This window comes from Streptomyces sp. NPDC057249 (assembly GCF_042669245.1).
In the GTDB taxonomy this organism is placed as follows: domain Bacteria; phylum Actinomycetota; class Actinomycetes; order Streptomycetales; family Streptomycetaceae; genus Streptomyces.
Map to the genome: position 1 here is coordinate 321,744 of NZ_JBHUXS010000006.1, position 12,032 is coordinate 333,775.

The following is a 12,032-nucleotide window of genomic DNA, read 5'->3' on the forward strand; positions in this document are numbered from 1 at the left end:
GTCATCCCTGACTGTTGTTCTCGTGGTGGGAGGCACGGGCTCCGGCGCCTTCGTGCCCCAGGGAGCGCTCGATGGCCTCGCGCAGGACGACCCGGTCGTCGAAGGGGCGGACCACGCCGTGGACGTCCTGGCCCTGCTCGTGGCCCTTGCCGGCGACGAGCACGGTGTCGCCGGGCTCGGCCCGGGCCACCGCGGCGGCGACGGCCGCGGCGCGGTCGGCGTCGACCAGGACGTCGCCGCGCTCGTGGACGGGCACCTCGGCGGCGCCCGCGAGCATGGCGGCGAGGATGCCGAGGGGGTCCTCGGACCGGGGGTTGTCGGAGGTCAGCACGGCGGTGTCGGCGAGCCGGGCGGCCGCCGCGCCCATCGGGCCGCGTTTGGTGGTGTCGCGGTCGCCGCCGCAGCCGAGGACGATGTGCAGCCGGCCCTTGGTGACCTTGCGCAGGGACCGCAGCACGGACTCGACGGCGTCGGTCTTGTGCGCGTAGTCGACCAGCGCCAGGTAGGGCTGTCCGGCCTCGACGCGCTCCAGCCGGCCGGGCACCCCGGGCACGGTCGCGATGCCGTCCGCCGCGGTCTGCGGGTCGATGCCGGCGGTGGCGAGGGCGACGATCGCGGCCAGGGTGTTGGCGACGTTGAACGGGCCGGGCAGCGGGGCCTTGGCGGTGACCCGCTCGCCCTTGGGCCCGACGACGGTGAAGTGGGAGCCGAGCCGGCCGACGACGACGTCCTCGGCGCGCCAGTCGGCGTCCGGGTGGCCCTCGGCGGAGAAGGTCGTGATCGGCACCGTCGCCTCGGTGACGAGCCTGCGGCCGTACTCGTCGTCGTAGTTGACGACGCCCTGCCTGCTGCGGCGCGGGGTGAACAGCTGGGCTTTGGCCTGGAAGTAGTCCTCCATGCCGGAGTGGAACTCCATGTGCTCCGGGCTGAGGTTGTTGAAGACGGCGACGTCGAAGACGCAGCCGTCGACCCGGCCCAGGACCAGCGCGTGGCTGGAGACCTCCATCGTGACGGCGTCGGCGCCGCGTTCGCGCATGACGGCGAACAGGGCCTGGAGATCGGTGGCTTCGGGGGTGGTGCGCTCGGACTTGATGCGCTCGTCACCGATCCGCATCTCCACCGTGCCGATGAGCCCGGAGGTGCGTCCGGCGCCGCGGAAGCCGCCCTCGACGAGGTAGGCGGTGGTGGTCTTGCCGGAGGTGCCGGTGATGCCGACCTGGAGGAGGCCGGTGCCGGGGTGGCCGTAGATCTCGGCGGCGAGCTCGCCCATCCGGCCGCGCGGGTCCTCGGTGACCAGGACCGGCACCCCGGTGGCCCGGGCGCGGTCGGCGCCGGAGGGGTCGGTGAGGATGGCCGCGGCGCCGAGGCCGGCCGCCTGGGTGGCGAAGTCGGCGCCGTGCAGGCGGGCGCCCGGCAGGGCCGCGTACAGGTCGCCGGGGCGCACGGCCCGGGAGTCGTGGGTGATGCCGGTGATGTCGCCGGTGCCCGGCGGTTCGACTCCCAGTCGCTCTGCCAGCGTGACCAGGGAGGTGGGCCGCAGGCGGTCCGGGCGAGGCGCTCCCGGGTAGTTCACAGGCGCGTCCTTCTGGGTCGTTCGGGGCTGTTCGGCGTGGGGCACGGCGGTGAGCGTACCGGGCTCACCCGGCCTCTCGCGAAGTGAGGGGCCCGGTGACCGGACGTTCTCGTTCCGGTTCCCGGGGTCGGGGGTGATGGTTGTCACTGGTGGTCTCCGCGAGTTCACTCGCCGGTTCCGAAGAACACCGGCAGCTTGGCCGGCGCGCGGCCGGACGGGGGTGTCTGGAGCGTCTTGAGGGCGAACTCCATGACCTGCTTGTAGATGGGTCCGCAGGTCTGGCCGCCGAAGTGGCTGCCCTTGGTGGGGTTCTGGATCGCGCAGTAGACGGTGACCTGGGGGTCGTCGGCGGGCGCGAAACCGGCGAAGGACGCGGTGTAGCCGTGGTAGCCGCCGCGCACCGGGTCCACGCGGTTGGCGGTGCCCGTCTTGCCCGCGACCCGGTAGCCGGGGATCTGGGCCTTGGTGCCGGTGCCCTCCTGGTCGGCGACCACGGATTCGAGCATGGTGGCGAGCGTCTTCGCCGTCTTCTCACTGACCACGCGCGTCTGTTCGGGCGCCTCGGCCGGGGTGAAGCGGCCGTCCGGGCCCCTGGTGCCGCGTACGAGCGTCGGTTCGATGCGTACGCCGCCGTTGGCGATCGTGGAGTAGATCGAGGCGGCCTGCATGGCGTTGAGGGAGAGGCCCTGGCCGAACGGGATCGTGTACTGCTGCGAGGTGGACCAGTCCTCGGGCTTGGCGAGGAGGCCGGCCGTCTCGCCCGGGTAGTCGAGCCCGGTGGGCGATCCGATGCCGAATTTCCTCAGATAGGAGTACAGCACCTTGTTCGCCCGGGCCTGCGTCCTGCCCAGCTCGCCGGTGGCCATGATGGTGCCGATGTTGCTGGACTTGGCGAGGACGCCGTTGAGCGTCAGATGCCACGTGGGGTGGTCGATGTCGTCCTTGAACAGACGGTCGCCCCGGTGCAGCCGGTTGGGGACCGTGACGTGCGTGAGCGGGGTGGCGGCGCCCTCTTCGAGCACCGCGGCCATGGACATCACCTTGCTGGTGGAGCCGGGCTCGTAGACGTCCTGGAGGGCCGCGTTGCCGAGCGAGGCGGCGTCGGCCTGGGAGAGGTCGTTGGGGTCGAAGCCGGGGGCGTTGGCCATGGCGAGGACCTCGCCGGTGCGGGTGTTCTGCACGATGACGTAACCGCGGTCGGCCCTGGACTTCGCCACCTGGTCGGAGATGGCCTTCTGGGCCGCCCACTGGATGTCGCGGTCGATGGTCAGCTCGATGTCGGAGCCGGGAACCGCGGGCACTTCCTTGGTGCCGGCGGTGGGCACCCTGCGGCCTCCGGACTGGGCGTACTTGATGGTGCCGTCCTCGCCCGCGAGTTGCTTGTCGAGCTGGGATTCGAGGCCGCCGGCGCCCTCGCCCGCCGCGTTGACGTAACCCAGTATCCCGGCGGCCAGGGTGCCGTTGGGGTAGACCCGCTTGGTGGTGGCCTCCTGGAAGACGCCCGCCAGCACGTTGGCCCCGGGCCCGCCGGCCGCCTTGTCCTTCGCGGCCTTCTCGGCGAACACGGACTTGAGGTCCTTGATCTGCTTCCAGACCTGCGGGGTCTGCCTGCGCGCCAGCACCGCGTACCGGCTCTTGGGCTTGGAGAGCTTCTTGACCAGTCCCTCCGCGTCGACGCCGAGGATCGGCGCGAGCAGGGCGGCGGCCTGCTGAGGGGCGTCGGGCGCCTTGCTGTCGGCCGGCGTGAACATCTTGGGGTCGGCCGTGATGTCGTACGCGTCCACGCTGGTCGCCAGCGCGATGCCGCTGCGGTCGGTGATCTCACCGCGCTCGGCGGCGACCGTGTAGCTCAGGTAGCGGTTCGTCTCGGCCTTCGCGGCGTACGCGTGGGCGTCGACGGCCTGGACCTGGAGGAGCCGTACGACGAACGCGATCATGACGAGCGTCAGGGCGAGGCTGACCAGCCGCAGCCGGGGGCGCGGGCTGCCCAGCCGCAGCGGGCGGGCCGGGCGGGCACGGGACGCGCCACCGCGCGGCGCTCCTCCGCGCGGCGCGGCGGACGGGGGCCGCCGTCGCTGCTGGGGACGCGGGCGGCCGGACGCCGCGGAGGCGTTACGGGGACGCGCGGGGCCGGGGACCCGGCGGCGCGGCGGTTCCTTGGGGGGCACTGCGTCACCTGCCAGGGCTCGTGGAGGGCTGGGCTGCCGGTGTGCCGGAGGGCGGCGTCGACCCGACGGGCCCGGGCGCCGGGGTGCCGGCGGAGGGGGCGGTGGGGCCGGGTGTGGGCGAGGGCGTGGGCGTGGGCGTGGGCGTGCTCGGCGGAGGCGCGGCGACCGGGGCCGGAGCGGCCTTGGACGGGACGCCCCGGACCGTGCCGTCCGGGTCGAGGAAGGCGGGGCTGCCGCCGGGGACCATGCCCAGCTCACGGGCGCGGCGGGCCAGGGCGTCGGGCTCGAAGGAGGCGTCGACGTCGCGCTGCAGGGCCTGCTGCTCGTCGGTCAGTTCGGTGGTCCGCTTCTTCAGCTCGCTCAGCTCGAAGGAGCCCTCGTTGAGCGCCGAGTTGAGCAGCAGCAGGGTGATCAGGCCGCCGCCGAGGAGCACCACGACCAGCAGGACGAACGGGGTCCGGGCGGCGGTGCTCGGCCCGGCGGGCATCAGCCGGGTGAGCCGTGCGACGCGCCCTTGTCGCTGCCCGGCCGGTTTGCTCACCGCGCCGCTCCGTCCCCGGCGCGCACGGCCGTCCGCCGGCTCACCGCTCGTCCTCGCGGATGCGCTGGGCGCCGCGCAGCCGGGCGGGGGCGGCGCGGCGGTTCTCGGCGACCTCCTCCTCGGTGGGGAGTTCGGCGCCCCGGGTGAGGAGCTTCAGCCGGGGCTGGTAGCGCTCGGGGACGACGGGCAGGCCGGGCGGTGCGGTGTTGGCGGCGCCCGCCGCGAGGACCTGCTTCACGAGCCGGTCCTCCAGGGACTGGTACGAGAGGACCGCGATGCGCCCGCCGACGGCGAGGGCGGCGACGGCGGCCGGGATGGCCCGCTCCAGGACGGTGAGCTCTCCGTTGACCTCGATGCGCAGGGCCTGGAAGGTGCGCTTGGCCGGGTTGCCTCCGGTGCGCATGGCGGCCTGCGGCAGGGCCTCGCGGATCAGCTCGACGAGCCGGGCGCTGTTGGTGAAGGGCTCCTTCTCGCGCTCGCGTACGACGGCGGAGACGATGCGCTTGGCCTGTTTCTCCTCGCCGTACGCGCGCAGGATGCGCACCAGTTCGCCCGGCGGGTAGGTGTTGAGGACCTCGGCAGCGCTCATGCCGGTCGTCTGGTCCATGCGCATGTCGAGCGGTGCGTCGCGGGCGTAGGCGAAGCCCCGGTCGGACTCGTCAAGCTGCATCGAGGAGACGCCGAGGTCGAACAGGACGCCCTGCACCCGGGGGATGCCGAGCCGGTCGAGCACCTCGGGCAGTTCGTCGTAGACGGCGTGCACCAGGGTCACGCGGTCGCCGAAGGGGGCGAGCCGCTCGCCGGAGAGCCGCAGGGCCTCCTTGTCCCGGTCGAGGGCGATCAGCCGGGCGGTGGGGAAGGCGGCGAGCAGCGCCTCGCTGTGGCCGCCGAGGCCGAGGGTGCAGTCGACCACCACGGGGGGCTGCGGGCCGGGGGCCTCCAGAGCCGGTGCCAACAGGTCCAGGCATCGCTGGAGCATCACCGGGACGTGTCGGGTCTGGCTCATGCGCCCTCTCAGGCTCAGCTCCCGGGTGGCGGGACGTACGGCCTGGTCCCCGCCCGCTCGCGAAGGGGAGGTCCGCCGGCGCCGGGGAAGGGGCGTCAGCCGACCGGCGAGCGGGAGAGGGCCGGGCCGTACGTACGCCGCGCACACGGGTAAAAGTTCGAAATGTGCAGGGTGTCGGTAACTTCCCGTCACTTTAGTCCACCCTGCCACTCGATCGATTCCCGATCAATCAACCCGGCAGCGCGTCGGCCGCCGCCCGTTCATCCGAGCGGGCGGCCGGAGCGGGCTTGTGGATTACCTCACAACAAGCACCGTTGACGTTTTTTGTCCGCTTCCCTCTCGCCCTGGGGCGGGTGGTGAGGGCTAACGTCTTGGGCATGTCGACTTCCGCGCACTCCCCCGCCCCCACCGCCACCGTCACCGACCGCCTGGTCGAGGCGAACAGCCGTTACGCGGCAGACTTCAAGGACCCCGGCATGGACGCCAAGCCGGTACTCCAGGTCGCCGTGGTCGCCTGCATGGACGCCCGTCTCGACCTGCACAAGGCGCTCGGTCTCTCGCTGGGCGACTGCCACACCATCCGCAACGCGGGCGGCGTGGTCACCGACGACGTCATCCGGTCGCTGGCGATCAGTCAGCGGGCCCTGGGCACCCGCAGCATCGTCCTGATCCACCACACGGGCTGCGGCATGGAGTCGATCACGGAGGACTTCCGCCAGGAGCTGGAGCACGAGGTCGGGCAGCGGCCGTCCTGGGCCGTCGAGGCGTACACCGACGCGGACCAGGACGTGCGGCAGTCGATGCAGCGGGCCCGCACCTCGCCGTTCCTCAAGCACACCGACGACGTGCGCGGATTCGTCTTCGACGTGACCACCGGCAAGCTGCGCGAGGTCCTGCCCGCCTCCTGACCGAAGGTCCGACCGACGCCGGACCACCACCTTCCGGTGACGAAATCCTCACCCAATCCGACATATCACCCCTGGTTGTCCACAGGCGAGTGACACGAAGCGGTAACGGCAACAAGAATGCGTGAGTGACACGCGCCGGACCCCGTCCGGCGCGGTGTCCGCAATTCGGGGTGGGCCGGGCCGCACGAGGGCGCCGGCCCGTGACTGGGGAAATCCCCTGCTCCTGGTGAGCGTGGGGCGGGGCCGAGGAGGGCCGGGGTGACGACCTATGACGATCGAGCGAGCCTCACAGATCTGACCACCACCGTCGATCGGGTGCGCGGGTCGATGGAGGCCGTGATCGAGGGCAAGCCCGAGGTCGTGCGGCTTTCGCTGACCGTGCTGCTCGCGGAGGGCCACCTCCTGATCGAGGACGTCCCGGGCGTGGGCAAGACCATGCTGGCCAAGGCGCTGGCCCGGTCCGTCGACTGCTCGGTGCGGCGCATCCAGTTCACGCCCGACCTGCTGCCCTCGGACATCACGGGTGTGTCCATATACGACCAGCAGCGCCGGGACTTCGAGTTCAAGCCCGGCGCGATCTTCGCGCAGGTCGTGATCGGCGACGAGATCAACCGCGCCTCGCCGAAGACCCAGTCCGCGCTCCTGGAGTCGATGGAGGAGCGCCAGGTCACCATCGACGGGCACACCTACGAGCTGCCCGAGCCCTTCATGGTCGTGGCGACGCAGAACCCGGTGGAGATGGAGGGCACGTATCCGCTGCCCGAGGCCCAGCGCGACCGGTTCATGGCCCGGGTGTCGATCGGCTACCCCAGCGCGGATGCCGAGCTGCGGATGCTCGACGTGCACGGCGGCCTCTCGCCGCTGGACGACCTCCAGCCCGTGGCGCACGCGCACGACATCGTGAAGCTGATCGAGGCGGTACGCGCGGTCCACGTCGCCGAGGCGGTCCGCAGATACGCGGTCCAGCTCGTCGCGGCCACCCGCGGCCACCCCGACCTCCGGCTCGGCGCCTCCCCGCGCGCCACGCTGCATCTGCTGCGCGCCGCCAAGGCGTCCGCCGCGCTGGCCGGCCGTGACTACTGCCTGCCGGACGATGTGCAGGCCCTGGTCGTCCCGGTGCTCGCCCACCGGCTGCTGCCCACCGCGCAGGCCCAGCTCAACCGCCGCACCGCCGAGCAGGTGGTGCGGGAGATCCTTCACCAGACCCCGGTGCCCACCGCCTCCGGCGGGGCCGGTACCCAGGCCCCCGCCTATCCGGCGGGCCCGGCGTACGGCGGAGCGCAGCAGCCCGGCGCGCGGCGTCCGTGATGGCCGCGTCGGGGGCCGTCGCGGTGGACGGCGGCGACGACAAGGGCGGGGTGCGGGCCGCGCTCGGCGGCCTCACGACGCGTGGGCGGTCCTTCCTCGCGGCCGGGATCGCGGCGGCGGTCTGCGCCTATGTGCTGGGCCAGGGCGACCTGCTGCGGGTCGGGCTGCTGCTCGCCGTGCTGCCGCTGGTCTCCGTGACGGTGCTCTACCGCACCCGCTACCGGGTCACGGGCACCCGCAGGCTCTCCCCCTCGCGCGTCCCGGCCGGCTCCGAGGCCCGCGTCCACCTGCGCATGGACAACGTCTCACGGCTGCCCACGGGGCTGCTGATGCTCCAGGACCGGGTGCCGTACGTGCTCGGGCCGCGGCCCCGGTTCGTGCTGGACCGGGTGGAGGCGGGCGGACGCCGCGAGGTGTCCTACCGGGTCCGCTCCGACCTGCGCGGACGCTATCCGCTCGGGCCGCTGCAACTGCGGCTGAGCGACCCCTTCGGCATGTGCGAGCTGACCCGCTCGTTCAGCGCCTACGACACCCTGGTCGTGATCCCCCGTACCGAACCGCTGCCCCCGGTGCCGCTGGCCGGTGAGTCCTCCGGTTACGGCGAGGGGCGACAGCGGTCCCTGGCGCTGGCCGGTGACGACGACGTGATCCCGCGCGGTTACCGCTACGGGGACGATCTGCGCCGGGTCCACTGGCGTTCCACCGCGCGCTACGGCGAGCTGATGGTGCGCCGCGAGGAGCAGCCCCAGCGCGCCCGGTGCACGGTCCTGCTGGACACCCGGGCGGCCGCCTACCGGGGGACGGGGCCGGACTCCGCGTTCGAGTGGGCCGTCTCCGGGGCGGCGTCCGCGCTGGTGCACATGCTGGAGCGCGGCTTCGCGGTCCGGCTGCTGACGGACTCGGGGAACGCGGTGCCGGGCGAGGGCGAGGGCGGTTTCGCCGCCACCCAGGCCGCCGCGGACGCGGCCGGGCTGATGATGGACACCCTCGCCGAGATCGAGCACTCCGACGGCGGGGGCCTCTCCCGCGCCCACGACGTGCTGCGCGGGGGCGGCGAGGGGCTGCTGATCGCGTTCCTCGGCGATCTGGACGAGGAGCAGACCGGTATGGCCGCCCGGATGCGGGAGCGCAGCGGCGGGGCCGTGGCCTTCGTCCTGGACAGCGCCGCCTGGGTGAGCGGCGAGTCGCCCGCCACCCGGGAGGCGGCGGAGCGGCGGCTGCGGCTGCTGCGCGAGGCGGGGTGGACGGTGGTGCCGGTGCGGCCCGGCGCACGGCTGGCCGATCTGTGGCAGCTGGCGGGCCGGCACGGCGCGGTGGCCGGGTCCGGCGCCGCCGCCGGTCCGGCGGGATTCGGGGGCCGGTCGTGAGCGGCCGGGGCCGGCTGGCGCTGGCCGCCTTCGCGGCGACGCTGATGGCGTCCTGTTCGATGCTGCCGCTGGTGGACCCGGTCAGCTGGCTCGTGCAGGCGGCGTTCCTGCTGGCCGTGCAGTGCGGGGTGGGGATGCTGGGCCGCCGGGTGCCGTTGCCCCGGATGCTGACGGCCGCCGCCCAGGCGCTGGTCATGGTGATGCTGCTGACCGTGGCGTTCGCCCGGGAGCAGGCGGTGGCGGGCGTGCTGCCCGGACCGCAGGCCCTGCGGCAGCTCGCGGACCTCCTGACGGCCGGCGGGGACGACGTCGGGCAGTACGCGATCCCGGCACCGGCGACCCCCGGCATCCGGCTGATGCTGGTGGGCGGTGTCCTGCTGGTCGGGCTCGTGGTGGACACGCTGGCGGTGACGTTCCGCAGCGCGGCGCCCGCCGGGCTGCCTCTGCTGGCGCTGTATTCGGTGGCCGCCGGGCTGGCTGAGGGCGGCGCGGGCTGGCTCTGGTTCGTCCTGGCCGCCTGCGGTTACCTGCTGCTCCTGCTGGCCGAGGGGCGCGACCGGCTCGCCCAGTGGGGCCGGGTCTTCGCCGGGGCCGCGCGGCCCCGGGGCGGTTCGTCCGCCGGGCTCGACACCTCGGGCGGCGGCCGGGCGCTCGCCCCGGTGCGCACGGGGCGCCGGATCGGGGCGGTGGCCCTCGGGATCGCGCTGGTCGTGCCCGCGGCGCTGCCGGCGCTCGACGGCGGCCTGCTGGCCGGTACGGGCGGCGGGGGCGGCAAGGGGGGCGGGGGCGGCACGATCTCCGCGGTGAACCCGCTGGTCTCGCTCCAGGACAACCTCAACCAGCCGGAGAACCGGCAGGTGATGTCGTACCGCACCAACGCGAGCAGTCCGGGCGACTTCTATCTGCGCATCCTGGCCCTGGACCGGTTCAACGGGAACGAGTGGCGCGCGTCGACGCGCGCGCTCCAGGACGTGCCGAAGCGGTTGCCGACCCCGGCCGGCCTCTCCCCGTCCGTCGCGGTCACGGAGGTCAGGTCGACCGTCTCGGCGTCGGCCTCCTACAAGCAGACGTATCTGCCGCTGCCCTACCCGGCGGCCGAGGTGCGGGTCGGCGGCCGGTGGCGCTTCGAGCCCGAGGGGCGCACCCTCGTCGGTGACGACGGAGAGACCACCGGCGGTGCGCAGTACACGGTGACCAGCCTCGACGTGCAGCCGACGGCCGACCAGCTGGCCCGCGCGGGTGCGGTGCCGCCGGAGCTGCTGCGCGAGTACACGCAGGTGCCCGATGCGCTGCCGGAGGTGGTCGCGCGGACGGCCGACGAGGTCACCGCGGGGGCGGCCAACTCCTACGAGCGAGCGGTGCGGCTCCAGGACTACTTCTCCACCGACGGCGGATTCACGTACGACACCTCGGTCGACTCCGGTACGGGCAGCGCGGCGATCGCCCGCTTCCTGAAGGACAAGCAGGGCTTCTGCGTCCACTTCTCGTTCACGATGGCGGCGATGGCCCGGACGCTGGGCATCCCGGCCCGGGTCGCGGTGGGCTTCACACCGGGCAGCGCGCAGGCGGACGGTTCGTACTCGGTGGGGCTGCGCGACGCGCACGCCTGGCCCGAGCTGTACTTCGAGGGGATCGGCTGGACGCGCTTCGAGCCGACGCCCACGCGGGGCTCCGTCCCGTCGTACACCCTGCCCGACGCGCCGTCCGGTGACACGGCGGACCCGGCCCGGCCGGAGGCGAACGCCTCGGCGCCGGTCGCGGTGACGCCGTCCGCGTCGGAGAGCTGCCCGGCGCAGATGCGGAAGCAGGGCGAGTGCGGGCAGTCGGCGGCGCCCGGTGCCGCCGCGCCGGCGGACCCGGGGACACCGGCGGGCACCGTGCTGGGCGTGACCGCCGCGGTGGTGCTGCTCCTGGTGCTGCCCCTGCTGCCGATGCTCTGGCGGCTGCGGGCGCGGGCCCGCCGCCTGGGTTCCTCGGGCGGGCGCACCCCGGCCGACGCGACCGCGCGGACGCTGGCGGTGTGGCGGGAGGTCACCGACACGGCGTGGGACCACGGCATTCCCCCGGACGAGGCGCTGACGCCGCGCCGGGCGGCCGAGCGGCTGGTGCGCCTGGGCCGGCTGGACACGGAGGCGGCGGACGCGGTGCACCGGGTCGCCGATGCGGTCGAGCAGGTGCTCTACGCCCGTGAGGCGCGCCCGGCGCCGGGCCTCGCCGAGGACGCGCGGGCGGTACGGACCGGCCTGGGCCTGTCGGCCGGCCGCCCGGCCCGCCTCCGCGCGCTCCTCACCCCGCGCTCGTCCGTACGGGTGGCCTGGGCCCTCTCGAAGCGGAGGGCGGCCCTGTCCGCCCGCTTCCGCCTGCCGCCCCGCCCGGCATGGACCCGCCGCCCGACCCGCCAGGAGGGCTGAGGGGGGCCACAGGCGGCCCGGGCCGGGGGCGCGTCCCGGCTGAGGTCCGGGCCCCGGGCCGAGGCACCGAGGCACCGAGGCACCGAGGCGCGACCGCCCCGGGCCGAGGCACCGAGGGCCGGATGCCGGGCCCCGGCCGACAGACCGGATCGCGGGAGCACGGGACGCCTCCCCACCGCGCAGGCCCACGGAGCGCCGGGGGTCGCGCCCCCGGCCGACGCCCACGCGGGCGCCGCGTCCGCACCGATGCCGGCCGCCCAAGGCCCCCGCACGCGTGAAGGGGCGGCCGCGTGTCGCGGCCGCCCCTTCATCGGAAGCGTTCTGTGCCTACTGTCCCTGCTCGTCGCGGCGGCGTTGCCACCGTTGTTCGATCCGGTTCATCACGGACCGACGCTGCCGGGACTGCCTGCGGTCACCCGCACCACCGGTGCGCACGGACTGCTGTTCACCCGGCTTGGGCGCGTTGCGCCATGCCGTGACCGCGAGCACCGCGCAGCCCAGCATGACGAGGAAGCCCACCACGCTGACCCAGGTCAGCCGGGCGACCATTCCGCCCATGAGGAGCGCGATACCCACCAGAAAGCCAGCGACCGCCTGGTAGACCCGTCGCCGGGTGTACGTACGCAGCTTGCTTCCCTCGAGCGCTGTCGCGAACTTGGGATCTTCGGCGTACAGCGCTCGCTCCATTTGCTCGAGCATTCGCTGCTCGTGCTCCGAGAGCGGCACGGAGTCCTCCTCGTCGTCGGCCGC

Annotated in this window: 9 protein-coding genes; 4 read left to right on the forward strand and 5 right to left on the reverse strand. The window is 74.0% G+C overall.

The genetic code is table 11. The annotated features are described in order from the left end of the window. Nucleotide 1: 1 nt before the first annotated feature. From ACFUJY_RS14285 to rsmH, 4 genes are all read right to left on the reverse strand, one after another. A complete protein-coding gene (locus tag ACFUJY_RS14285; protein ID WP_383298527.1) occupies nt 2-1,720 on the reverse strand; it encodes a UDP-N-acetylmuramoyl-L-alanyl-D-glutamate--2,6-diaminopimelate ligase in 1,719 nt (572 codons plus the stop codon). Between the two features lie 17 nt (nt 1,721-1,737). Continuing rightward, nucleotides 1,738-3,741, reverse strand: coding sequence for a peptidoglycan D,D-transpeptidase FtsI family protein (locus tag ACFUJY_RS14290; protein ID WP_383298529.1), 2,004 nt, complete (start codon nt 3,739-3,741; stop codon nt 1,738-1,740). A gap of 4 nt (nt 3,742-3,745) precedes the next feature. Next, nucleotides 3,746-4,228, reverse strand: a complete 483-nt coding sequence (locus tag ACFUJY_RS14295; protein WP_383298650.1) for a septum formation initiator family protein — start codon at nt 4,226-4,228, stop codon at nt 3,746-3,748. A 94-nt stretch (nt 4,229-4,322) separates the two neighbouring features. Then, a complete protein-coding gene (rsmH, locus tag ACFUJY_RS14300; RefSeq protein WP_383298531.1) occupies nt 4,323-5,288 on the reverse strand; it encodes a 16S rRNA (cytosine(1402)-N(4))-methyltransferase RsmH in 966 nt (321 codons plus the stop codon). Between the two features lie 377 nt (nt 5,289-5,665). On the opposite strand from rsmH, the gene ACFUJY_RS14305 reads away from it, so the two are divergent. The 4 genes from ACFUJY_RS14305 (at nt 5,666) to ACFUJY_RS14320 (ending at nt 11,282) form a co-directional block, all read left to right on the forward strand. Further along, nucleotides 5,666-6,196 carry a beta-class carbonic anhydrase gene (locus tag ACFUJY_RS14305; RefSeq protein ID WP_383298533.1) on the forward strand — a complete coding sequence of 177 codons (531 nt, stop codon included), beginning with the start codon at nt 5,666-5,668 and terminating at the stop codon, nt 6,194-6,196. A 258-nt stretch (nt 6,197-6,454) separates the two neighbouring features. Further along, nucleotides 6,455-7,504, forward strand: a complete 1,050-nt coding sequence (locus ACFUJY_RS14310; protein WP_383298535.1) for an AAA family ATPase — start codon at nt 6,455-6,457, stop codon at nt 7,502-7,504. Beyond that, nucleotides 7,504-8,871 (forward strand): DUF58 domain-containing protein, encoded by a 1,368-nt coding sequence (locus ACFUJY_RS14315; protein ID WP_383298537.1) that lies wholly within the window; start codon nt 7,504-7,506, stop codon nt 8,869-8,871. Before ACFUJY_RS14310 ends, ACFUJY_RS14315 begins: the two co-directional genes overlap by 1 nt. Continuing rightward, on the forward strand, nt 8,868-11,282 hold the full coding sequence (locus ACFUJY_RS14320) for a DUF3488 and DUF4129 domain-containing transglutaminase family protein (protein ID WP_383298539.1): 2,415 nt from the start codon (nt 8,868-8,870) through the stop codon (nt 11,280-11,282). Before ACFUJY_RS14315 ends, ACFUJY_RS14320 begins: the two co-directional genes overlap by 4 nt. Nucleotides 11,283-11,609: 327 nt before the next feature. On the opposite strand, the gene ACFUJY_RS14325 is transcribed toward ACFUJY_RS14320, so the two are convergent. Further along, the gene (locus ACFUJY_RS14325) at nt 11,610-12,008 is read right to left on the reverse strand and encodes a DUF3040 domain-containing protein (RefSeq protein WP_383298541.1); all 399 of its coding nucleotides are present in this window, start codon (nt 12,006-12,008) and stop codon (nt 11,610-11,612) included. Between the last annotated feature and the right edge of the window lie 24 nt (nt 12,009-12,032).